The following is a 21,218-nucleotide window of genomic DNA, read 5'->3' as shown; positions in this document are numbered from 1 at the left end:
ATCGGATGGAATGCTCCAGCCGTTGGCGCCGGTTGCAGCACGGACGCCCGCGGCCGACAATAGCGCCGGCGCGCACCCCCGCTACCATCCACAAGCGGGCTGACCAGCCTGAACGAGGAGAGAGGCCCATGACCCTGCACGTGACGCCGCCGGATGCGCTGCTGGCCTGCGACGCCCGCGACGGCGTGGCCACCTTGACGCTCAACCGGCCGGCGGCGCGCAACGCCCTGTCGGACGAGATGATCGCCGCGCTCACGGCGGCGCTTGTCGACGCGGGCGGCGACCGCAGCGTCAAGGTGGTGGTGATCGCAGCTAACGGCCCGGCCTTCTCGGCCGGGCACGACATGAAGCAGATGACCGCCCGCCGGGCCGATGCCGACGGGGGTGCCGCCTATTTCGCCGACCTGATGGCGCGCTGCTCGGCCATGATGCAGGCGGTCGTCCGGCTGCCGCAGCCGGTGATCGCCGCGGTCGAGGGGGTGGCCACCGCAGCCGGCTGCCAATTGGTCGCAAGCTGCGACCTGGCCGTCGCCGGAGCCGCCGCGCGCTTCGCCACGCCCGGCGTCAACATCGGCCTGTTCTGCTCCACGCCGATGGTGGCGCTGTCGCGCAACGTGCCGCGCAAGCACGCGATGGAGATGCTGCTGACCGGCGACATGATCGATGCCGACACTGCCTGTCGCATCGGCCTGGTCAACCGGGTGGTCGGTGCAGGGGAGGCGCTCGCCGGCGCCACGGCGCTCGCAGCGCAACTCGCCGCCAAGTCGCCGCTGACGCTGAAGATCGGCAAGCGCGCCTTCTACGAGCAGCTCGAGATGGGCCTCGCCGAAGCCTATGCCTATGCCAGCCGCGTCATGACCGAGAACATGATGGCGCGAGACGCGGCCGAAGGCATCGGCGCGTTCATCGACAAGCGCGAGCCGGTGTGGGAGGGGCGCTAGTGTGGTGGATCTGAAGTTCCTGCTCCCCACATGGCATCAATGTTCAGGAACTTCAGATCCATTAAACCACACTAGAATCATAGAGTTGCTAGTGTGGCTTAGGAATCCGAAATTCGCTCCCGGCGCTGCCCCGAGGTGGTGCGAATTTCGGATCCGCCACACTAGAGCGCTTTGCGATTGGGTGGACTCACCCAATCGCGAAAAAGCGCTCCAGATTCAAAACACTATGAGCATTTCTCTGCCATTGGATGGGTCCATCCAATGGCGAAATGCTCTAGAGTGAGAACCCAATAGGGGCGCCCTCACCGCTCGCCGCTGTATTCGCGGCGGCGGCGCTCGAGCTCCTGGCTGTAGCGCTTGAGCGCGTAGGCTTCCGTCACGTAGCCGAGCACGCGCAGCGACGTGGCGTCGTCGACCACCGGCAGCGTCTCGATCTCCGCGTTCTCGAAGGCCTCCAGCACGGTTTCGATGGTCTGTCGGGGCGTCAGGAACGATGCGGGCGCCTGGCGGTACTGGCGCACCGTTGTGGTCTCGGCCGTGGCATCCATCTCCGGCGCGTGCAATTCCGGCACCAGGACGAAGCCTGCGTAACGGCCGGCCTCGTCGAGCAGGAACACCCGCTCGGTCGAACCGATCGGGAAGCGCCTGCGGAAGGCGGCGACGGTCATCGTGGCATTGGCGGTGCGCGCTTCGCGCCGCATCAGCTTGACCACGGTCAGCTCCCGCGCCCAGCCCACATCGAGCGCGCTGCGGATGGTCTCGCCGCGTAAGTGCAGGCGCCAGGTCGAGAACGAATAGCCGAAGGTGCGACGCACCAGCATCGTCGTCGCCACCACCGCGACCAGCACGCCGCTGGTCATCGACAAGTCCCCGGTCGTCTCCAGCACCAGGAAGGTCATAGTGAACGGCGCGCCGATCACGGCCGCCGCGAACGAGGCCATGCCCACCAGCACGTAGACCAGCCGGTCGCTGGCCAGGCTCGGAGCGAACTGGGTGTAGAGGGCACCGGCCAGGCCGCCGAACAGCACGCCCGCAAACAGCGAGGTGAAGAACAGGCCACCGCGGAAGCCCGAGCCGACCGACAGCGACGCCGCCAGCACCTTGGCCAGCAGCAGCAAGGCCAGCGTCGGCACGGCGAAGTCGGTCGCGAAATAGTGGTGCATGCCGCCGTGGCCGGCGCCGAGCACCGCCGGCGAATAGAGCGCCAGAAGGCCCACCAGCAGGCCGCCGACGGCCGGCCGGCTCCAGCGCGGCACGCCGGTGCGGCGCAGGCCCGTCTCGATCGCCGTCGCCGTCTTCATCAGCGCGATGCCGAGCCCGCCGGCGACGAAGCCCATGACGATGAAGACGCCGTAGTCGGTGCCCGCAAATCCGAGCGAGCCCTGCATGGGCAGAGCCGGCGTCTTCACCACCGCCTCGTGCACGATGTTCGCCACCAGAGCAGCGAGCACGACCGGCGCGAGCGTCGCGACGCTGTAGGCGCCGAGCACCAGCTCAAAGGCGTAGAAGGCGCCCGCGAGAGGGGCATTGAAGGCGGCTGCAATGGCCGCGGCGGCCCCGCAGCCGACCAGGGTGCGCAGATCGGCGCGGCGCAGCCGAAACGACCGGCCCAGACGCGAGGCGAAACCCGATGCGGCCTGGGTATAGCCTGCCTCGAGGCCGACAGAGGCGCCGCTGCCGCTGGACAGGATGGTGCCGAGCGTCAACAGCATACTGTCGATGATCGACATGCGGCCGCCGTAGAGGGCATTGGCTTCGATCGGGTCGACGGCCTCGCGCTTGCGCCAGCGGCGCACGGCCACGGTAAGGCCGCCGACCATGAGGCCGCCGATCGTCGGCGCCAGCACCGCCCGATAGGGATCGATGACGGTTTGCGCGCTCAGCCGCTCGCCCACGCCGATGCCGAACACCACCTCGTGCAGCACCTGGACGAGGGCGTTGACGGCGAGCACGCCGAGGCCGGCGACGACGCCGATGACGAGGCCGAACAGCAGCGGCGACAGCTCGTCGGCGCGCAGGAATGTGCGCCACCGCCGGCCGAAGACGACCCGGAACGCCCGGATCAACGTCGCCAGCGACCGCCGACGTGCCGCCGTCGGTGGCAGGCTCGGCTCGTCCTCACGCCCGCGTGCGCCCTCGGGTGCCGGCCGGAGCAGCGTTTCGTCCATCATCCCGTCTCGCACCGGTAGCGCCGCGGGCCATGCCGGTCGCGCGGCGGACGGACGAGCCATACGGCAAAATGCGGCGAAGAGGCGACTGAAACCTTGGACGCCCACCCTCCCGGCCGGGTCGCGCGGGCCGGCCGGGCCCCAGCGGCTTGTGCACAGGCGGCTTGCGGTGCAAACCGATGGCATGAACGCAGAACTTCATCCCGAGCCCCGCCAGGCCTTCGGTGTCCCCGTTCCGGACGGGCACGACAACTATCCCGACGAGCTGATCGGCGCGATCCTGCACAACGTGCGCACGATCGCCCTCGTCGGGGCATCGGCCAACCCGGCCCGGCCCAGCTGGATCGTGGCCAAGTATCTCGGCCAGCGCGGTTATGACGTGTGGCCGGTCAATCCGGGGCTGGCCGGCCAGATGCTGCTGGGCAAGTCTGTCGCGGCCAGCCTGGCCGAGCTGCCGGTGGCTATCGATCTGGTGGAGATCTTCCGCAATTCCGAGGCCGCCGCCGGCATCACCGACGAGGCACTGGCGCTCACGCCGCTGCCCAAGGTGATCTGGATGCAGCTCTCCGTGCGCAACGACGCGGCCGCCCGGCGCGCCGAGGCGGCAGGCGTCACCGTCATCATGAACCGCTGCCCCAAGATCGAGTACGGCCGGCTCTCGGGCGAGATCTCCTGGAACGGCGTCAATTCCCGCACGCTCTCCTCCAAGCGCCGCATACTGGCCGGCTCCGGCACGCAAAAGCTCGCTCTGCCCGTCAATCGATCGAGGCCGCCCGGCTCCGTGTGAGCGGCGTCTCGACCCGAGCATTTCTCTGCGATCGGGAGATTTCGCCCGATCGGGAAAGGCTCTAGCATCGATGTCGGCATCGTGCCGCCCAGTGGGGGCCTGGGAGATCATCGATGAATCAGACGAAGGCGACCTGCTGCATCGCGGGCGGCGGCCCTGCCGGGATGATGGTGGGCTTTCTGCTGGCGCGTGCCGGCATCGACGTGCTGGTGCTCGAAAAGCACGCCGACTTCCTGCGTGATTTCCGCGGCGACACGATCCACCCGTCGACCCTGGAGCTGATGTTCGAGCTCGGCCTTCTGTCCGAGTTCCTCAAGCTGCCGCACCAGGAGGTGCGAGAACTCGGCGCCGTCGTCGGCGGCGTCGAGCTCCACATGGCCGACTTCACCCGCGTGCCGACCCACTGCAAGTTCCTGGCCTTCATGCCGCAATGGGACTTCCTCGACTTCCTGGCACGGCAGGGCAGGCGCTATCCCACCTTCAGGCTGCTCATGCAGGCGGATGTCGAAGGCCTGGTCACCGAGGGCGACCGTGTGGTCGGGCTGACGGCGGCCACGGCGGACGGTCCGCTCGAGGTTCGCGCCGATCTGGTGATCGGCGCCGACGGCCGACGCTCCGACGTGCGGCGGCTCGCCGGCCTGACCGTCGAGGACATAGGCGCCCCCATGGATGTGCTCTGGTTCAAGCTCACCCGGCGCAACGCCGACGCCGCCGAGACCATGGGCTACGTCGACCGCGGCCGCATGCTCGTCCTGCTGAACCGCGGCGACCACTGGCAGTGCGCGTTCATCATTCCCAAGGGCGGGATCGAACAGACACGCTCGGCAGGACTGCCCGCGTTCCGGCAGAGCATCACGGCACTGATACCGTTCGTGGCCGACCGGGTCGACGAGATCGGCACCTGGGACGACGTCAAGCTGTTGACCGTCACCATCGATCGCATGCCCATATGGCACAAGCCCGGTCTGCTCTGCATCGGCGACGCCGCGCATGCCATGTCGCCGGTGGGCGGCGTCGGCGTCAACCTCGCCATCCAGGACGCCGTGGCCACGGCCAATCTGCTGGCCGAGCCGCTGCGCGCCAGGACGCTGACCGAGGCCGACCTGGCCAAGGTGCAGGCTCGCCGCGCCTGGCCGACCCGGGTGACCCAGGTCATGCAGCAAGCCGTGCAGAAGCAGGTCATCAGCCGCGTGCTCGGCAGCAACGGACCGCTCAAGCCGCCGTTCGCGATGACGCTGTTCAACCGCTTTCCAATGCTGCGACAGCTGCCCGCCCGGCTCATCGGCGTCGGCGTGCGCCCGGAGCACGTGCGCACCCCGGACGCTTTCCTGCTGCCGCAGCTCGACGCCGGCATCTGAGGCCGGGGGGGCGACACGGCCGCGCTCCCGCCTGGATCCACCGCGCTCGGGCCGATCAGTGCGGCGGCCTCAGAATGACCATCCGCGGCGTGCCCCGACAGTTCGAGCGGGGCTTGGTCGTCGCATCGTCCGCGCCGCCGCTCACGGCCGTCATCCCTTGGCGTACGATGGCGAACCAAACGAATAGCCGGCGAATATATGGCGCCCGACCCGTGATGATCGCATCGGCCAGGCTCCCCCATTCGTGACCGAGCGCGCAATCGCGGTCATCGCCCGAAAAAGCTCGATATTCCGCCCCGCAATCATTAAGATTGACGACGCCAGCCTGGGGTGGCGTTTGTAGCCAGGGATCGCTACCGAACGCAACGGAAGGTCGACGACGCTGACGAACGGAATCTCGATTCAGCACGCGGGTGCAGAAGCATCACCACACCGTACTTTGCCCGGCGGCAGGCCATCCTTGGAGATGCCAGCGGTGAGGCTAAGCTCGGTCGTGGTTTTCGCCGCCGCAGCGGCGGGCGTTCTGGCCGGCTTGGCGCTTAGCGACAACTCGGCGAGCTTTGGAACCGTGAGACCGGCCGAGACGGCGATCGCATCGGCTCCGGTCGAGTCGAGGCTCGCCAACCAGCTGGCGGCGCTGCACTGGACCTTGAGCATCCGGCCAGACCAGGAGACCGCGTGGCATCGGTTCAGCCTCGAAATGTTGGAGTTCGAGCAGGCCACGCGCGACTACGAGCGGCGGCTGGCCGCCGGCGACAAGCTCGACGAGACCGCCGAGCGGACCCGGCACACCTTGATCTTCGGAGCGGCCATGGCCGACATCGGCCACGTGCTCAGCCCGGAGCAGTTTGCCAGCATGCAGCGGATCACCGACGCATTGGCCAACAAGGTGGTGTGCCGAGGCCTCGCCGGTAACTAGAGCGGGATGATTTATCTTCGAATCATCACCCCGCTCTCAATCTTTGTTTTGAGCATGATCTTCCCCAAAAAGCCGGTGTCCACTTTTGGGGATCATGCTCTAGAGCATTTCGTCATTGGATGGGATCATCCAATGACAGAGAAATGCTCATAACCTTTTGAATCTGGAGCGCTTCTTTTGCGATTGGGTGATTCCACCCAATCGCAAGGCGCTCTCTAGCATCGGCCTCAAGAAGGCGGCGGCCGTTCGGCCTACGCCCGCGGGTTGGCGCGCTGACGGAACGACCGGCGACCGCTGCGCGCGAAGGCGTGATCACGTCCCGCCGTCCACGATCGCGAACGACTTGAAGCTCAGCGCGAGCGTCCGGCAATCGTTGCTCGCCCCGATCTTGCAGGGTGCCACGGCGTCCGGCAGCACGAGCTCGATGGCTGCAATCTCTCCGCGCTTGAGAAGGCCAGGCGGAATCTCGATCACGCGCGTCGCGGAGCTCGTCGTCCGGAAGGCCCACGTGCCGAGCTCGGAGCCGTTCACCTTGACGATCGCGCGTTGCAAGGGATGGCTTTCGTTCACCAGGGCGTGACCGACGTCGACCTCGAGACGCAGCCGGCCCGCCGCAGTGAGGTCCGGCCGCATGTAGATGCGGACCTGGCCGCTGGTGGACCACCGGACGGGAGACGTCCCCGCCTCCAGACCGGACAGGATGGCATCCGTCACTGCCCCGGCGACGGCGACGCTCGTTCCGACCGCGTATCTGGGGACCATGGATTTCAGATCCTCGCGAGCGCGGGCGGCAGGACCGGGATCGAATGTGCACAGATTGAAGCCGTCGACCTTGCGGCAATGATGCCGGTTGCCGGCCCGCAGTGCGATCATCAGGGTGTTGGCGTCGTCAGCCACGACCGCGCTGTCGTTGGAGGGGCCCTCGACGCTCAGCGCCTCCGGCATCGCTCGACAATATTGCCAAGCCGCGTCGGGCGACATCCGGGCGGAGTAGAAGCTGTTGACGGTCATGTCGCCGCGGGCCGCCAGGAGAGCGAACCAGTACCAGGCCTCCGATCCGCCCGGCGCCCCCTGCGGGCCGCATTGCCAGGCGGGCAGGACCACGAGGTGCCGATGCGTCTGGGGCAGCCGCGCCCAATCCGCCGATTGAAGCGGGCTCCTCCGGCTGATGTTTGTCGCGGCGGATACCTCGCGCCGCAGGGGCATGATGTCGACGATCTGAAGCGCGAGCGCGGCCACGAGCACGGCACGCATGCCCCACCTGTTCGTGATCGCCAGACAGACGCCCACGATGGCGAGCAGGACGATGAGGTAGTGCGCGATCCAGAACAGCCGTCCCGATGCGCGGAAGATCGCGAGCGCCGCGACGATCTTGCCGGGCAGCGGAAGCTCGGCCAGCACCTGCTGCCCGGCCGTGATCTTCGTCGACAGCGCAAGCGCCGTGAACACGCAGCAAACCAGCACCAAGGGCAGGATGGACGGCTTCACGAGGCCTGCGGCGGCGGCGCGCGGCTTCAGCACGAGCGCGGCCATCAGAAGGGCGATGATGCCGGGCCCGAGATAGTTGTAGCCCTCATACTGAAACGGAAAGGTCGGCGCCGGAGGGAGGCCGATGGCGGAGAAGCGGTCCGGATTGAGCGGGGCGAGCAGGTTCATCGAAAAGTCGCCGTACCCGCCGCCGACGAGCTCGCCCGCCCCGTCGACAGACAGAAAGCCGACGACGTAGAAAGCAAGCAGCGCGGCGCCGGACACGACGGCGGCGCCGCCGATCGTGGCGACGAGCGAGATCTTACGTTCGAGAAAACAACGCAGGATCGCGGCCCCCGCGATGGCGATCGCGAACAGGGCGATATAGGGGTGGATCGCACCGGCGACGACGCACAGCACGACCAGCGGCCGCATATAGGCCGTGTATCCCGAGCCGACGGCCGGGCTGAAATAATAGAACAGACCGGCCAGGATCAGCCACTGGCTGCACAGGGAGTAATGCCCGAGCAGCCGCCATGTCAGGACCGGCGCCACCAGGAAGAAGAGGCTGCCCACGACGGCGACCAGGCGATCGTCGGTGAAGCGGGCAACCAGCTTGAAGCCGAAGAAGGCCTGCAGCGCGTGGCACGCGACGGCGTACAGGCCAAGGTATTGGAACCCCGTCGGCAGCCACGTCGACACGAGGCGCAGGGGAACGGCGACGATCGGAATGACGTCCAGATAGGCCGCGGCCTCGCCCAGCGGATAGCCGAGATCGCTCACCCACGTCAGCGGCAGGGTCCAGGACCGGTCGCGGCGCAGGAACTCCCAGGAATCTGATATTGTGCCGGGTCTCCTTGCAGCCACGTCAGGTTGAGGGGATCGATCCTGTCAATGCCGATGATCAACGTCACATTGGCGAAGCCTGCGGCGCAGGCGAACAAAGCGATCAAGATATTTGATTGGAGTTCACCTAAATTCGACCTGAATGTACCGACATGCGAATAACTCAAATCACTCATTTACAGCACCTCGAGCTGCAAATCGCCAACGTTGTTATGCTATTGGCCATTTCAGTGGAGCGGCCGACCGCAACTCGCCGCTCGAACAACCAACAGAAGTCGTTCGATCAACGGGCTTAAGCTCGCTCCTCGAGAGCGAGCCGATTGCGCTTGTCGCGATTGCCGGATTGCGGGACGCCATGGCGGATCGGGTTGCTCTATCCGCTTGTCCACGCGCGAGTAGAGCAACCATCGCTCGTTATCAGCTTAACGAGCTTCGCAGAGGATTACCGGAGCGTCATCTGTTACCTTGCTAAATTTAGAATCGTTCCGAAGTTACCTTCAGGCCTTTCCTGCTATGCCAAATAATATGATTGTATTACAGCATTAAGATCTGATGCTATTAATGATTTTAGCTATATTTCGATAAATCGATCACCTTCTGGTAAGCAGCAGCGGATTGCTTCAGCAATCACTCAACCCAAGCGACGAGCGGCGCGGCCGCTGTTCTCCGGCAGCGGCCGCGTTCTATCAGGTTCCACGGCGCATGCCCTCGCTGCTCGCCCGGGGGCTGGCGCATCGGGCGAAAGCAGGTTCAGGCGAGGTGACGCGGTGGACTCGCTCGCCGTCGATGCCATCGTCGACACCGCATCAGCGATAGCAACATCGGCAAGACGCTCTTTGCCGTCTCGGAGTTCGGGCGTCAGCCGGCGGCCTCCGGGCGCCGGCGCTCGCCGCAACCGCCGAAGCGTCGCGCCCACCCCCACGCCTTTGCCGCGCCAACGCTTCGCGTGCTACGGTCGCGGAAAGACGCGGAGCCAAGCCGGCCATGGCCCAGCAAATGGGAGTCAGGGGGGTCCCAATGCTCGGGGAGATCGCCCAAATCATCTGGATTGCCGGCTGGCAGGGCAGCGCCCGTCTGCTGCGCAACTCCAGGCAGCTGAGGACCCATGCGAGGGGCTTCGCCTTGATGCACGCCTTGTTGGCCTTGGAGACATGCAACTTGAATGGATTGCTATTGTCGGAAGCCGGCCTCGACATAGCGGACCGTCAGGATCTCGATACGACGACTCTTGAAACAATTTGCGAGTATATGTACGAGCTCAACATTTTGGCGCGGCCGTCCAAGACTGTTTACAGAGCCAAAAATCGCAAGCAGTTCGAATCACTGCTTGCAGCCATGTACGCCTGCGGCGCCTACCAGGCCCCCGCCGAGAACCTGCACAAATTGCTGCGCCGGCAGTCCGTCTATGGCCGGGAACTGGCCAGAGACGACCGATATGATGCCATCGCGAGCGCCGAGCTCACCTCGACCTTCTCATACGGACTGTCCCATCGGGTGCTGCAGCGGGCCGGCGCGCACGACCTCATCGACGTCGGCTGCGGAACGGGCGAGTACCTGTTCTTTCTCGCCAAGCATGGCTTCCCCGGCAAATTGTATGGCATGGACCATTCAGTGGCCGCCATCGAAGAGGGAAGAGCGCGGGGCTTCGAGCGCGACGAGGTGGCGCTGGTCGTCGGAGATATCTTTGATCTGGCCAGTGTCGACCAAAGGCTTGATAGGCGTTCCATCGACGTTGTTTCGTTCATGTTCGTGCTTCACGAATTCGACAAGGCACAGATCAAAAGCATCCTCGAAAATGTGCGACAGGCGTTTCCCCGCGCACGAATTATGCTGACCGACCTGATGGGAAAATCCAGCGACGAGGTCCGGCGCCAGCGGCATACGCCGATTCCGGAATTGAAGTTTGTCCATGGGCTGTCGCTTCAGACCATCCGTACGCCGGCGGAGTGGAAGGGATTGTTTGCGGGGGAAGGCTTTATCGTGGCGGAAGAAGCCACCAACGCGCTCGCAAACCAAATGTGCTTCCTCTTCGCGCCGGCCTGACGACAACGCATGGTCGTCATCAAACGGAGCATCGAGATCGACGGCAGCCGCGAACGTGTGTGGAATCGGGCGGTCGATTTCGGACGGATGCCGGAATGGTTCTACGGAGAGAAACGTGTTGCCGTCCAAGCCCAGCGGCCGGGCGTGGGCACGGAGCAGATCGTCACCATCCTCACCGGCCAGTCCTATCGCGAGAGGTTCGTGGAATGGATCGACAACGAGAGGTATTCGCTCTACGTCCTCGACCCTCCCTGGTTCATCAAGGCCTGGAACGCCACCGTCACGGTCCGCCCCGCCTCCGGCGACCGGGTGTGGCTCGACTGGGACATCCGGATAGCGGTCCGCTACGGGATAGCGGGAAAGATCTTCGGCGCCTGTCTCCTCAGGCCGTTCATCACGGCGGTTCTCTCGTTGAGCTTGCGACGGCTGAAAGCCAAGATCGAGCGCTCGTGAAGGGCCGGCTCATCGCACGAGCCCAGCCGGCGGCAGGTTAGTCTTCGTCGGACGTCAGGTTGAGGCCGCCATCGGGCGTGACCAGGCAGGTGTCCTCGTAGGCGATGGCGTGGCTGGCGATCGGCCACTGGTACTCGCAACAGGCGATCATGCCCTCGCGCAGTTGCTCGTCTGAGCGGCTCGTGAAGGTGAGGTGTGCCAGGTTGTTCTTGCCGAGCAGATGGCCGACATCGCGGTCATAGGCGCCGACCGGATCCGCCAGATCGACGAAGAGCGGGTTGCCGACGGGCTTGCCTTCGCCCCAGAGCGCCGAAACGCCGGCCGCGTGGATCTCGGCGCCGGTCCGGCGAGCCGCGCAGGCAGGCACCATGACCTCGCGCACCCCCCGCTCGAAGCGGTCGTAAAGCTCCCGCCCCCCGTCTGAGAAGGCCAGCGTGCGGGCAATATCGGAGCAGCCCAGCAGCACGCCGCCCGGATCGAACAGCAGGCAGCCGGCATCGATCTTCAGGGTATTGGCGGCGGCCGTCACGGGGAACGCGGCCGGCATCGCCGGAAAGATGGTGCGCGCGCCGCTATGGAAATTGGTCAGGGTCCGCGCGACCCGCAGCTCCGGCAGCAGCGCGGCCACGGTCGCGTGCAGCGTGTCGAGATAGACTTGGTAGGCGTCCATCTCGGTGATGGCGCGGCCGGCGGTCACCGCTTCGTCGGCGAAGGCGAGCGCCCGCTCGATGGCGCGCGCCGAGGCGCGGGTGGCGATGACGTAGAAGGCGAGATCCGGTTGCGTGCCGTGATCGCGCCAGCGCCGCAGCAAGGTGTCGGCGGCCACCGTTTCGCGCGTGTCGAGGGCAAGCGCGGTGAACAGGCCAAGCCCGATGTCGTCCATTTCGCAGGCGAAGCGCCCGCCGCCTGCGACCGCGTCGAGCGCGGCACGTGCGCTCGGGAAGCTGCGCCCGTCCGCCGCCGTGCCGGCCTCGACCACCCGGATGTGGCCGCCCGGCCGATAGAACGCCGCGAGCGGCCGTGACTTGGCGCGCATCGGCACGCCGGCGACTTCCTGGATGTTCAGGGCCGTGGTCAGGACCAGGGTGTCGATGCCCGCCACCTGCAAGGTGGCGTCGAGGCGGACGAACCGATCATCCGGGTGCGGATCAAGGTAGGGAGCCAGCCGCTCGCGCACCGGCGAGCGCTCGAGCAACTGCCGGGCGGCACCGGCCGCCGCCGGCCGCCACGCCGCCAGGGCGGCCGTCACCTCGCCGGGCGCCACCTCGCGTACCGTGACCGGGCCGGGCTCGGCGAAGGCCTCGTGGCAGACGTCGAATGAGCGGGCCAACTCGGCACCGACGGCCACCGGCAGCTCGGCGTCGAGCTTCAGGGCGCGTCGCCCCTGGGCCAGGTCCTTCAGCGCATCGGTCAAGGTGGCGTAGACCGCCGGAGGACCCTCGCCGTCGACGAAGCTGAAGTAGGGACGGTAGAAGGCGCGGCCGATGGCCGGCGACAGCATCGCCGCCTCGGCGTTGCCCTTCTCGACGTGCACGAACAGCGCCGTGCGGCGAAGGCCGTCCTCGAGCAGGAACGGCGCCACCGCCTTGGCGTTGTCGAACGAGCGCACCGGCATCAGAAAGCGATCGCGCAGGCCGCAGCCGAGCTCCTGCTCGAGATAGCGCCAGTCCGCGTGCAGGGTCATCATGCAGGCGGCTCCGTCAGTTCCGGAGGATGTGGATCTGATTCAACGCCGGTCTCCATCGTATTGTGGAACCTGGTCTTTCCGGCAGTTGCCAGCCACATCCTCGTCGTCGTCGAAGCTGAAGCGGGCGTCGCGCGCCATGCTGAGATCGATCACCGTGTCCGAAACGAGCAGGTCACGGCGAACCGGTTCGATCACCATGCCGTCGGCGACCGGGACGACGCAGGCCGTCTCGATGCGGCCGTTGACCCGCACGACGCAGCAGGCGCACATGCCGCGCCGGCACGAGAGATAGTAGCCGACGCTCGCATCCATGTGCCGAGCGACGTATTGCAGCGCGCTGCTGATGCTGGTCGGCCCCAGGTCCGGCAGGTCGAAGCTGTCGCGGCGTGCTTCGGCCGCCTCCGGCCGGTGGCGCACGATTGTGATCCTCATCGGCCGGCTCCGGCGGATTGGCGCGCCGCGGCGCCGGGCACGGGCTGCAGCGCATAGGCCGGCGCGCCGTCGGCGAGCGACAGCACGCCGTTGCCGACGAACCGCTCGTCCCGGCCCGGATGATCGGCGCGGAAGTGGGCGCCGCGGCTCTCGCGCCGCTCGTGGGCGGACAGCGCGATGGCTTCGGCGGTGAGCACCGCGCTGCGGGCTTCCAATGCGTCGATCCAGCCCCGGTTGTAGCGCCGATCGTCGTCCGGGCAGCTGAGCTCCGGCAGTTCCTGCGTGCGGATCGCGCGGATGTCGGTCAAGGCCTGCTCCAGGTCCTCGCCGGTGCGGACCACGTTGAGGGCCTGGCGGGCGATCGCCTGCACCCGCTCCATCACCTCATGGGCGGGGAGGCCCTGATGCTTGTGCAGCGGTTGCTCGATGCGCGCCACGGCATCTTGCCAGCGCTCGCCGGGAACCCTGCCCTCCCGCTCGCGGGCACCGAGCGCCGCGGCCCGGCCGGTGCGGCGGCCCTGCACCAGGAACTGGCTGCACGCGTTGCCGGACAGACGGTTGGCCCCATGGACGCCGCCGGCCACCTCGCCACAGGCATAGAGGCCGGCGACCCGCGTCGCGCCGACCGGATCGATGCGGATGCCGCCCATGTGGAAATGGCTGGCAGGGGCGACCTCGACCGCATAGCCCTGGCGAATGCGCTCGACCAGCGGGCCGAAATCGAAGCCCTCCCAGTGCCAGTCGGCGCGCAGCAGCGGCTTGCCGTACCATTGCGGCAGGAAGTCCAGGATGTCGCGCGGCAGGTGGGCCCACGACATGAACACGCCCCCGCCCGGCCCGCCCCGCCCCTCGTTGGCCTCGCGCACGCAGGCGATGGAGATGATGTCACGCGTCGACATCTCCATCCGCTCCGGGTCGTAGCGGGCCATGAAGCGCTCGCCGTAGCGGTTGAGCAGCCACGCGCGCGTGCCGCTCTGCGGGCCGATGATCCAGGGAAACTGGATGCCGCGCCACAGCGGCGGATCGACAAGGCAGCACGGCAGGAACTGCACCATCTCCATGTCGATCAGCTCGGCGCCGGCCTCGATCGCCATGCGGTAGCCGTCGCCGACCAGCTCCTCCGGCGCCGTGCGGATTGGATAGGCCATGGCGCCGCCGCCGGTGGCGATGACGACGGACGCGGCCGCGACGCCGGCGCAGCGGCCGGTGCGCAGGTCGACCCCGGCGACGCCGGCGGCCGCCCCGGCTTCGTCGAGCAGGATGTCGCTGGCGTAGAATTCGTCTCGGAACAGCACGCCGGCCTTGATCGCCTGCCGGGTCATGATCTGCAGCATCTGCATGCCCGACACCAGGACGCCGCGCGGGTGACGGTGGCCCGGCGCGTGGCCGATGCCGACCACCTTGAGCCCGGCCTGCATCAGGAGGGCGACCTCGGCGCCCACCTCCTCGACCATGGCCCTGGCAAGTGCCGGATCGTTGAGCTCCGCACCACCGGCGATGGTGTCGTCGTAGAAGGCCTCGACGCTGTCCGTCGCATCGCCCGCCAAGCCCAGGCGCTTGATGGTGGCGCCGTCCACCGAGATGTCGCCGGTGATCGTCGCGGTCGCTCCCGAGCGGCCGACCTGGCCCTTGCTCAGCACCACGACGCGCGCACCGTTGAGCGCCGCTTCGGTGGCGGCGAGCAATCCGGCCGCGCCGCTGCCGATCACGGCGACGTCGACGCTCTTGAGGGCGCTGGTGGCGCTCATGGGACAGCTCCCGCGAACAGATCGCGCACCTGCGACACGCGCTCGAGATCACGCAGGCGCTCGAGCAGCCCGATCCCGTCGTCGCAGCCGAGCGCTTCGTCGGCGCAGGCGATGAACTTGCGGTCGAGATCGGCGTCGCTGATCGGCGCATCCGGCATGCCGCGGGCCGCCCCGACAAAACGGCGCAGCGTCCGTCCGTCGGCGAGCGTCATCATGACCTCGGCCGCCTCAGGCCAACGCTCGCGATCGGCCGAGCCGACGAGACCATCGTCGCGGAGCATCTCGACCTTGGCCATCTGGGCCGCGAGGCCAGCGTCGTCGAGGACGCCGTCGGCGAGCTCGCGCGGCCCGAAGGCGCCGAAGCGCAGCTGGCAGCCGATGGCGAACGGCAGGCTGAACTGGGCCTCGGTCAGCGACGCCGGCCGCGGATAGCGCAGGTTTTCCGCGACCAGCGGCGTGACGCGGCAGTGCACGCGCGCCACGGCGGCGGCGGACAGGCCATGCTCGGCGATCAGCTCGCCCACCGCCTGCACCGCTGCCTGCGTGCCCGAACAGGCCGGATAGGCCTTGAAGGCGATGGCGTCGCGGGCGAGCGCATAGTCATGACCCAGCGTATCGAAGGCCGCCGCATCGACCGCCCCGCGGTTGAACATCCGCGCGATGCCGAGATCCCCTTCGAACGTCGCCACTGGCCCCCGCAGCCCCTTGGCCGCGAACAGCGCCGCGCGCGCGCCGGCCTCGGCCGCATAGCCGGCCCCGACGGCCGTCGCGTCGGTGCCGAGCAGCGTCCTCAGGCCGAAGGTGAAGCAGGAGGCGATGGCCATGGCGTGCGTCGTCCGCTCCGCATCGAGCCCGAGCGTGCGCGCCGCGCCGGCCGCCGCGCCGACGGCGCCGAGCAGCGAGGTGGTCCACCAGCCCTGCCAGAAGATGCCCGGCAGTGCCCGGCCCAGGACGTAGGTGATCTCGGATCCGGCCACGAAGCCGGCCAGCAGGTCGCCGCCCGTGGCGTCCTGCTCCTCGGCGCAGGCGAGCACGGCGGGCAGGATCACGCAGGAGGCGTGGACGATGCCGTCATAACAGGTGTCGTCGAAGTCGAGGGCGTGGCAGGCGGTGCCGTTGATCAGCGCCGCCCCCAGCGGACGCAGCCTGAGCGACGTGCCGAGCACCGTCGACCGCCCCAGTGCCGCCTCCGCAGCAATCGTCTCGATCACCGCGCGCGTGACCGGTCGGCTCGCGCCGGCAAGCCCGACGCCCACCGTGTCGAGGATCGACCGCGTCGCCGCGTGGACCACCACCTCCGGCAGGTCGGCCGCCGCAAGGCCCGCAGCCCAGGCGCCGAGCCGCGCCAGCACCGGTCCGGCGGTCATCGGCTGTCCCCCGCGCGGGCGCCGGCAGCATAGGCGGCGATGCGATCGCGCAGCCCGGGCAACGCCGCCGAGCGGACCAGCGCCGCGAGATCCGCATCGCGGCCGTCGGTGCGGCTGGCGGCGTGGAGGGCGTCGACGACCCGGGGCACGATGCGCGGCGGCGTCAGGCGCTCCGCGATCCAGGCCGCGCAGGCGTCCGCCGCGACGATGTCGGTGACCAGCCCCGCGTCCCGCGCCTCGGGCGCCACGACCTCCGCCGACGCGAGCAGCCAGCGCCGGGCGGTGTCCTCGCCGACGCGGGCCGCGAGCCGCCGCGTGCCGAGGACGATGCCGAAGCCGGCGCCGGGAAAGCGGAAGCGGGTCTCGGCAGCGGCGATGCGCACGTCGCACGCGGCGAAGAGGTCGGCGCCTGCCCCCCAAGTGCGCCCTGCCGCGACCGCCGCCGTGCGCACCGGCGCGTGCCAGACCGCCTGCAGCAGTTGCTCGACGCGCACGAAGCGCAGCAGCAGGTCGCCGTCGCTCGCCCGGTCGAGGTCGCCCAGATCGAAGCCGGTGCAGAAGTGACGCCCCTCGCCGCGCAGCAGCACGGTGTGGACGGCCGCGTCGCTCCAGGCACGCGGCAGCGTCTCCAGCATCTGCTCCACCAGCTCGGCCGACAGCGCATTGCCGCGCGCCGCGCGCTTCAGCGTGATGGTGGCCAGTCCGTCGGCGATCTCGAGATCCAGCATGGCCGCCTCACCCCCTGCCCGGCAGGACGGCGGCCGCCGCGTCCAGGTCGGCGATCAGGTCGGCCACGTCCTCCAGGCCCGCATGAAAACGCACGACGGGCCCGGCGGGCGCCGGCGAGACGCTGCGCAGGGAGGCGGCATGCTCCAGGCGCGCCAGACTCTCGAAGCCACCCCAGGACGAGCCGAGCCCGAAAAGCGTCAGCCGGTCGAGGAAGCCCGCGACCGCGGCTTCGTCGACACCGCCGAACTCCACGGACAGCAGGCCGCAGGCACCGGAGAAGTCGCGCCGCCACAGAGCGTGGCCGGCATGGTCGGTGTCCGGCGGAAAGAACACGCGGCTGACCCAGGGCTTGCCTGCGAACCAGCCGGCCAGGACGCGGGCACTGCGCTCGTGCTCGGCCATGCGGACGGCGAGCGTGCGCAGCCCGCGCAGCACCAGGTAGGCATCCTCGGGCGAGGCGGCGGCACCGGTGAGATCGGCCATGGCGTCGAGCGCCGGCCAGGCTGCAGCATTGGCGACGACGGCGCCCAGGTGCACGTCCGAGTGGCCTGCCAGATACTTGGTCGCCGACAGGATCGAGACGTCGGCGCCAAGCGCGAGCGGATGATAGGTCCAGCCCGAGCCCCAGGTGCTGTCGACGGCAACGATGGCGCCGTGGCCGTGGGCCAGCTCGGCGAGGCGCGGCAGGTCGAGCACCTCGAACAGCACCGAGCCCGGACATTCGGCGTAGACGAGACGCGTCTGCGGCCTGAGCACGTCGGCGGCGTCGGAGCCATCCGCGGCGAAATAGTCGTAGGCGACGCCGAGCCCCGGCAGGACGCGGTCGACGAAGCGCCGCACCGGCCCGTAGACTCCGTCCGACACGGCGACATGATCGCCCGCCTTGAGGAAGGCCGTGAACACCAGCACGTTGGCGGCAAGACCGGAGGCGGTCAGCCGCGCACCCTCGCCTCCTTCGAGCGCGATCAGCGCGTCCTCCAGGGCGTAGCCGGTGTCCGTGCCCCGCCGCCCGTAGGTCTGCACCCGCTGCCCGGCGGCCCGTGCCGCCTCGGCCTGGCGCACCTCCTCGACCGAGCCGTGCAGGATGGTGCTGGCCCGGACGATCGGCGGATTGACCGGCCCGCCCGATTGCGGCCGGCCACTGTGGATCAGGCGGGACTTCGGCCGCAGCGGGGTGGGTCGGTCGGACACGACGGGATCGCCTCAGCGTGCCGCCACGGCGCCCCGGCGGGCGCCGTCGAGCTCGGCCAGCACCTCGTCCGTGTGCTCGCCCAGGGCCGGGGGCCGGCGATAGACGCCAAAGCCCTCGCCGTCGATGCTGACCGGCAGCGTGAAGGCCCGCGTCGCCGCGCCGCCCGGCAGCGTCATCGGCTGGATCCAGCCGTAGTGGGCCACCTGGGGATCGGCGAGCGCCTGCGAATAGGTGTTGATCGGTGCGCAGGGCACGCCGGAGGCATTCATGCGCTCGAGGCACACCTCGGCCGTCATGGTCGCGAAGGTGGTCTCCAGCAGGTCCTTGAGCTCGACCTGATGCTTGGCCCGCAGCGTCGGGGTCGCAAAGCGCGGGTCGTCGATCAGCTCGGTGCGGCCGATGGCCTCGCACGCCCGCCGGTACAGGTCGTTGTTGCCGGCGGCCATGACGAAATAGCCGTCGGCGCAGCGGAAGGCCTGGTAGGGCGCGTTGCGCGGGTGCGCCGAGCCGAGCTTTTTCGGGTCGGTGCCGTTGCCGAAATACTCGCTCACCTGCAGCGCCGCGATGCCGAGCGTGGTGCCGAGCATGGGCACGTCGATGTGGCACCCGCCCTCCCCGCCGGCGACGCGCCGCAGCGCGCAGACGATGGCATAGGCGGCATAGAGGCCGGCGGCGAAATCGCTGACCGGCACGCCGCACTTCACCGGCTCGCCGTCGGGGACGCCGGTGACGCTCATGACCCCGCCGATCGCCTGGATGGTGACGTCGAAGCCGCCCTCCTGGGCGCGCGGGCCGCTCTGGCCGAAAGCGGAGATCGAGCAATAGACGAGCCCGGGCGCTGCGGCCTTCAGTTGCTCGAATCCAAGGCCCAGGCGTTTCATCACGCCGGGCCGGAAGTTCTCGATCACCACGTCGGCGCCGAGGCAGAGGGCGCGGGCGCGGGCCAGTTGCTCGGGATCCTTGAGGTCGAGGACGACGGAGCGCTTGTTGCGGTTGAGCGAGGCGAAATTCTCGGAGTAGCCGCCGCTCTGCGGCGGCCATTGGCGCATGCCGTCGCCGTCGCGCGCTTCGACCTTGACGACGTCGGCGCCCATGTCGGCCAGCAGCATGCCGGCGAACGGGCCGGCGGCGATCTGGCAGAACTCGACGACGCGGATATCTGAGAGTGCTTGCATCGACACAACTGTCACCGGTTGGAGAACAAGGCGAGAGACGGGGCCGCTGGTCAGCCCTGCTGCTCCATGGTGAGGTGGGAGACCTCGGGCACGCCGGCAGTGCGGCCGCCGTCGACGGGAAGGGCGACGCCGGTGATGTACTTCGCCTCGTCCGAGGCCAGGAACAGCGTCGCATAGGCGATGTCGTCGGCGGCACCGATTCGCCCGAGCGGGATCACCATCGCCGTCCGCCGCCAGTTCTGGTCGAAGTTGCCGGACGAGGCGAGCGCCCCGCGCAGCATCGGGGTGTCGATGGAGCCCGGGCAGATGCAGTTGACTCGGATGTTGTCGCGGGCGTGCGCCAGCGCCATCGACTTGGTCAACGAGACGATGCCGGCCTTGGTCGCGCCGTAGAACGGCTGCCAGGGACGGCCGACGATGCCGGCATTGGAGGCGTCGTGGACGATGGCCCCGCCTCCCGCCGCCGCCATGTGCGGGATCACCGCCTGGCTGGCCAGCACGAGCCCCTTCAGGTTGACGCCGACGAGGAAGTCGACGTCGGCCATGGTGGTCTCCATGAACGGCCGCGTCAGCGTCACCCCGGCGTTGTTGACGAGCACCGTCACCGGGCCGAAGCGCGCTACGGTCTCGTCGACGACCTGCTTGATGGCCGCAGCATCGGTGACATCGCCGGCCAGGCCGTGCACCTTGGCGCCTGTGGCAGCGAGCCGATCGGCCAGCTTGGCCAGCCCTTCGGCGTCCTTGTCGATGAGGCCGAGGGCGGCGCCCTCCCCGGCGAAAAGCTCGGCGGTGGCGGCACCGATGCCGTTGGCCGCGCCGGTGATCAGGGCGACCTTGCCGCTCAGGCGTGCGGAGTGACTCATGGGCGTTCCCATCGGGATTGGGCGGCCGGGCGCAGGCGGCGAGCCGCCCTGGCGCGGGGCCTTGGCTATGATCAGGTGTCGTAGATCTCGGCGGGGGCCGGACCCGCTGGCTCGAACTGGTCGAGCCGCGAGATGCCGAGCGCGATGGTCAGCGGCCACGCCTCGATCTGCAGGATGCGGGCCGGCTTGTGCCGGTCGCGGTTGATGTGCCGGTGCGGCACGTTGGGCGGCAGGTAGAAGGTGTCGCCCACATCCCAGTCGAAGGCCTCATCGCCGACGATCTCGCGGCCGCGGCCTTCCAGAACGTAGGCCGCCGCCTCGAACGTGTGCTGGTGCAGACCCGACTGACCGCCCGGCGCGATCTCGGTGATGATGGTGCCGAACGACCGCGCCTCCATGCCGGTCGAGGCATCGACGACGACGGCGTTACGCCCCTGCGGGCTGGTATGCCACTGCACGTCCTTGGCGCGGATGATCAGCTTGCCCTTGTAGGTGTAGGTCTCCGCCTGCCGGCGCATGAGGCCTTCGTAGAACGTCTCGTCGCTCATCGCCCGTCCTCCTCAATCGTCACAAAGCGCGATCGCCTCGATCTCCACGAGGAAGCCGCCGAGCAGGCCGGCCTGCATGGTGGTGCGCGCCGGATACGCGGGGCCGGGAAAGAACTCCTTGAAGGCCTCGTTGAAGCCGATGTAGTCGGTCGGAAAGTTCGGCAGGATGCAGGTGAGCTTCATGATCCGGTCGAGCGAGCTGCCCGAGGCCTCCAGCACGGCGATGAGGTTCTTCATCACCAGCCGGGTCTGCTCCTTGATGTCGCCGATCTGCGGCTTGCCGGCGACGCCGTCGTAGGCCACCTGGCCGGCCACGTAGACGATGCCGCCGTGCTTGACCGCCTGGGAGAAGGGCCCCGGCGGCATCGTCGGAATCTCGGTCTTGATGACCTGCATGGTCCGTTCTCCCATTCAATCGAAGCTGCTGTGATCGGCGCGACTTGGAGCGGGACGATCTCGTCGTGAGTCATCATTTCGCTCCAAGTCGTTGTTTTC

At 68.4% G+C, this 21,218-nt stretch carries 19 protein-coding genes; 6 read left to right on the top strand and 13 right to left on the bottom strand.

Features of this window, described 5'->3' with window-relative positions:
* Positions 1 to 128 precede the first annotated feature (128 nt).
* The gene (locus ACZ5PO_RS26335; protein WP_464185014.1) at positions 129 to 941 is read left to right on the top strand and encodes an enoyl-CoA hydratase; all 813 of its coding nucleotides are present in this window, start codon (positions 129 to 131) and stop codon (positions 939 to 941) included.
* Positions 942 to 1,243: 302 nt separating this feature from the next.
* Here the strand turns inward: ACZ5PO_RS26335 and ACZ5PO_RS26330 are convergent, their stop codons facing one another.
* Positions 1,244 to 3,112, bottom strand: coding sequence for a chloride channel protein (locus ACZ5PO_RS26330; RefSeq protein WP_464185013.1), 1,869 nt, complete (start codon positions 3,110 to 3,112; stop codon positions 1,244 to 1,246).
* 181 nt (positions 3,113 to 3,293) lie between these two features.
* Here ACZ5PO_RS26330 and ACZ5PO_RS26325 point away from each other — a divergent pair, with 181 nt between their 5' ends.
* From ACZ5PO_RS26325 to ACZ5PO_RS26315, 3 genes are all read left to right on the top strand, one after another.
* Complete coding sequence (locus tag ACZ5PO_RS26325; RefSeq protein ID WP_464185011.1) at positions 3,294 to 3,896, top strand: CoA-binding protein; 603 nt, start codon at positions 3,294 to 3,296, stop codon at positions 3,894 to 3,896.
* Between the two features lie 113 nt (positions 3,897 to 4,009).
* Entirely contained in the window at positions 4,010 to 5,254 is a 1,245-nt protein-coding gene (locus tag ACZ5PO_RS26320) for an FAD-dependent oxidoreductase (protein ID WP_464185009.1), read from the top strand.
* A gap of 475 nt (positions 5,255 to 5,729) precedes the next feature.
* Positions 5,730 to 6,173 carry a hypothetical protein gene (locus ACZ5PO_RS26315; protein ID WP_464185008.1) on the top strand — a complete coding sequence of 148 codons (444 nt, stop codon included), beginning with the start codon at positions 5,730 to 5,732 and terminating at the stop codon, positions 6,171 to 6,173.
* A gap of 312 nt (positions 6,174 to 6,485) precedes the next feature.
* Here ACZ5PO_RS26315 and ACZ5PO_RS26310 read toward each other — a convergent pair whose 3' ends face one another.
* Together ACZ5PO_RS26310 and ACZ5PO_RS26305 are read right to left on the bottom strand one after the other, a co-directional pair.
* Complete coding sequence (locus ACZ5PO_RS26310; RefSeq protein ID WP_464185006.1) at positions 6,486 to 8,423, bottom strand: DUF6311 domain-containing protein; 1,938 nt, start codon at positions 8,421 to 8,423, stop codon at positions 6,486 to 6,488.
* A gap of 5 nt (positions 8,424 to 8,428) precedes the next feature.
* Positions 8,429 to 8,662, bottom strand: a complete 234-nt coding sequence (locus ACZ5PO_RS26305) for a hypothetical protein (protein ID WP_464185005.1) — start codon at positions 8,660 to 8,662, stop codon at positions 8,429 to 8,431.
* An 841-nt stretch (positions 8,663 to 9,503) separates the two neighbouring features.
* Here ACZ5PO_RS26305 and ACZ5PO_RS26300 point away from each other — a divergent pair.
* Together ACZ5PO_RS26300 and ACZ5PO_RS26295 are read left to right on the top strand one after the other, a co-directional pair.
* Complete coding sequence (locus ACZ5PO_RS26300; protein ID WP_464185004.1) at positions 9,504 to 10,529, top strand: class I SAM-dependent methyltransferase; 1,026 nt, start codon at positions 9,504 to 9,506, stop codon at positions 10,527 to 10,529.
* A gap of 9 nt (positions 10,530 to 10,538) precedes the next feature.
* The gene (locus ACZ5PO_RS26295; protein WP_464185003.1) at positions 10,539 to 10,982 is read left to right on the top strand and encodes an SRPBCC family protein; all 444 of its coding nucleotides are present in this window, start codon (positions 10,539 to 10,541) and stop codon (positions 10,980 to 10,982) included.
* A 37-nt stretch (positions 10,983 to 11,019) separates the two neighbouring features.
* Here the strand turns inward: ACZ5PO_RS26295 and ACZ5PO_RS26290 are convergent, their stop codons facing one another.
* From ACZ5PO_RS26290 to ACZ5PO_RS26245, 10 genes are all read right to left on the bottom strand, one after another.
* Entirely contained in the window at positions 11,020 to 12,669 is a 1,650-nt protein-coding gene (locus ACZ5PO_RS26290; RefSeq protein WP_464185002.1) for a hypothetical protein, read from the bottom strand.
* Positions 12,670 to 12,708: 39 nt separating this feature from the next.
* Positions 12,709 to 13,101 carry a 2Fe-2S iron-sulfur cluster-binding protein gene (locus ACZ5PO_RS26285; RefSeq protein ID WP_464185001.1) on the bottom strand — a complete coding sequence of 131 codons (393 nt, stop codon included), beginning with the start codon at positions 13,099 to 13,101 and terminating at the stop codon, positions 12,709 to 12,711.
* The gene (locus tag ACZ5PO_RS26280; protein ID WP_464184999.1) at positions 13,098 to 14,849 is read right to left on the bottom strand and encodes an FAD-binding protein; all 1,752 of its coding nucleotides are present in this window, start codon (positions 14,847 to 14,849) and stop codon (positions 13,098 to 13,100) included. The genes ACZ5PO_RS26285 and ACZ5PO_RS26280 overlap by 4 nt, the downstream gene beginning before the upstream one ends.
* On the bottom strand, positions 14,846 to 16,216 hold the full coding sequence (locus ACZ5PO_RS26275) for an MmgE/PrpD family protein (protein ID WP_464184998.1): 1,371 nt from the start codon (positions 16,214 to 16,216) through the stop codon (positions 14,846 to 14,848). The genes ACZ5PO_RS26280 and ACZ5PO_RS26275 overlap by 4 nt, the downstream gene beginning before the upstream one ends.
* The gene (locus tag ACZ5PO_RS26270) at positions 16,213 to 16,944 is read right to left on the bottom strand and encodes an enoyl-CoA hydratase/isomerase family protein (protein WP_464184997.1); all 732 of its coding nucleotides are present in this window, start codon (positions 16,942 to 16,944) and stop codon (positions 16,213 to 16,215) included. Before ACZ5PO_RS26270 ends, ACZ5PO_RS26275 begins: the two co-directional genes overlap by 4 nt.
* A gap of 7 nt (positions 16,945 to 16,951) precedes the next feature.
* The gene (locus tag ACZ5PO_RS26265; RefSeq protein ID WP_464184995.1) at positions 16,952 to 18,136 is read right to left on the bottom strand and encodes a trans-sulfuration enzyme family protein; all 1,185 of its coding nucleotides are present in this window, start codon (positions 18,134 to 18,136) and stop codon (positions 16,952 to 16,954) included.
* 12 nt (positions 18,137 to 18,148) lie between these two features.
* Positions 18,149 to 19,312 carry a CaiB/BaiF CoA transferase family protein gene (locus tag ACZ5PO_RS26260; RefSeq protein ID WP_464184994.1) on the bottom strand — a complete coding sequence of 388 codons (1,164 nt, stop codon included), beginning with the start codon at positions 19,310 to 19,312 and terminating at the stop codon, positions 18,149 to 18,151.
* Between the two features lie 50 nt (positions 19,313 to 19,362).
* Entirely contained in the window at positions 19,363 to 20,175 is an 813-nt protein-coding gene (locus ACZ5PO_RS26255) for an SDR family NAD(P)-dependent oxidoreductase (RefSeq protein WP_464184993.1), read from the bottom strand.
* A 71-nt stretch (positions 20,176 to 20,246) separates the two neighbouring features.
* Positions 20,247 to 20,723, bottom strand: coding sequence for a cupin domain-containing protein (locus ACZ5PO_RS26250; RefSeq protein ID WP_464184992.1), 477 nt, complete (start codon positions 20,721 to 20,723; stop codon positions 20,247 to 20,249).
* A 12-nt stretch (positions 20,724 to 20,735) separates the two neighbouring features.
* Positions 20,736 to 21,119 carry a RidA family protein gene (locus tag ACZ5PO_RS26245; protein WP_464184990.1) on the bottom strand — a complete coding sequence of 128 codons (384 nt, stop codon included), beginning with the start codon at positions 21,117 to 21,119 and terminating at the stop codon, positions 20,736 to 20,738.
* Positions 21,120 to 21,218: the final 99 nt, after the last annotated feature.

The organism is Chelatococcus sp. KU-N122 (assembly GCF_055391085.1).
This window is presented reverse-complemented; position numbering and strand designations above follow the sequence as displayed.

Bases quoted from the DNA above. Each gene is read 5' to 3' on its own strand.
- ACZ5PO_RS26250 (WP_464184992.1), bottom strand. From the start codon at position 20,723: ATGAGCGACGAGACGTTCTACGAAGGCCTCATGCGCCGGCAGGCGGAG.
- ACZ5PO_RS26285 (WP_464185001.1), bottom strand. From the start codon at position 13,101: ATGAGGATCACAATCGTGCGCCACCGGCCGGAGGCGGCCGAAGCACGC.
- ACZ5PO_RS26280 (WP_464184999.1), bottom strand. From the start codon at position 14,849: ATGAGCGCCACCAGCGCCCTCAAGAGCGTCGACGTCGCCGTGATCGGC.
- ACZ5PO_RS26330 (WP_464185013.1), bottom strand. From the start codon at position 3,112: ATGATGGACGAAACGCTGCTCCGGCCGGCACCCGAGGGCGCACGCGGG.
- ACZ5PO_RS26320 (WP_464185009.1), top strand. From the start codon at position 4,010: ATGAATCAGACGAAGGCGACCTGCTGCATCGCGGGCGGCGGCCCTGCC.
- ACZ5PO_RS26270 (WP_464184997.1), bottom strand. From the start codon at position 16,944: ATGCTGGATCTCGAGATCGCCGACGGACTGGCCACCATCACGCTGAAG.
- ACZ5PO_RS26295 (WP_464185003.1), top strand. From the start codon at position 10,539: ATGGTCGTCATCAAACGGAGCATCGAGATCGACGGCAGCCGCGAACGT.
- ACZ5PO_RS26260 (WP_464184994.1), bottom strand. From the start codon at position 19,312: ATGCAAGCACTCTCAGATATCCGCGTCGTCGAGTTCTGCCAGATCGCC.
- ACZ5PO_RS26275 (WP_464184998.1), bottom strand. From the start codon at position 16,216: ATGACCGCCGGACCGGTGCTGGCGCGGCTCGGCGCCTGGGCTGCGGGC.
- ACZ5PO_RS26325 (WP_464185011.1), top strand. From the start codon at position 3,294: ATGAACGCAGAACTTCATCCCGAGCCCCGCCAGGCCTTCGGTGTCCCC.
- ACZ5PO_RS26245 (WP_464184990.1), bottom strand. From the start codon at position 21,119: ATGCAGGTCATCAAGACCGAGATTCCGACGATGCCGCCGGGGCCCTTC.
- ACZ5PO_RS26255 (WP_464184993.1), bottom strand. From the start codon at position 20,175: ATGAGTCACTCCGCACGCCTGAGCGGCAAGGTCGCCCTGATCACCGGC.
- ACZ5PO_RS26290 (WP_464185002.1), bottom strand. From the start codon at position 12,669: ATGATGACCCTGCACGCGGACTGGCGCTATCTCGAGCAGGAGCTCGGC.
- ACZ5PO_RS26300 (WP_464185004.1), top strand. From the start codon at position 9,504: ATGCTCGGGGAGATCGCCCAAATCATCTGGATTGCCGGCTGGCAGGGC.
- ACZ5PO_RS26335 (WP_464185014.1), top strand. From the start codon at position 129: ATGACCCTGCACGTGACGCCGCCGGATGCGCTGCTGGCCTGCGACGCC.
- ACZ5PO_RS26305 (WP_464185005.1), bottom strand. From the start codon at position 8,662: ATGAGTGATTTGAGTTATTCGCATGTCGGTACATTCAGGTCGAATTTA.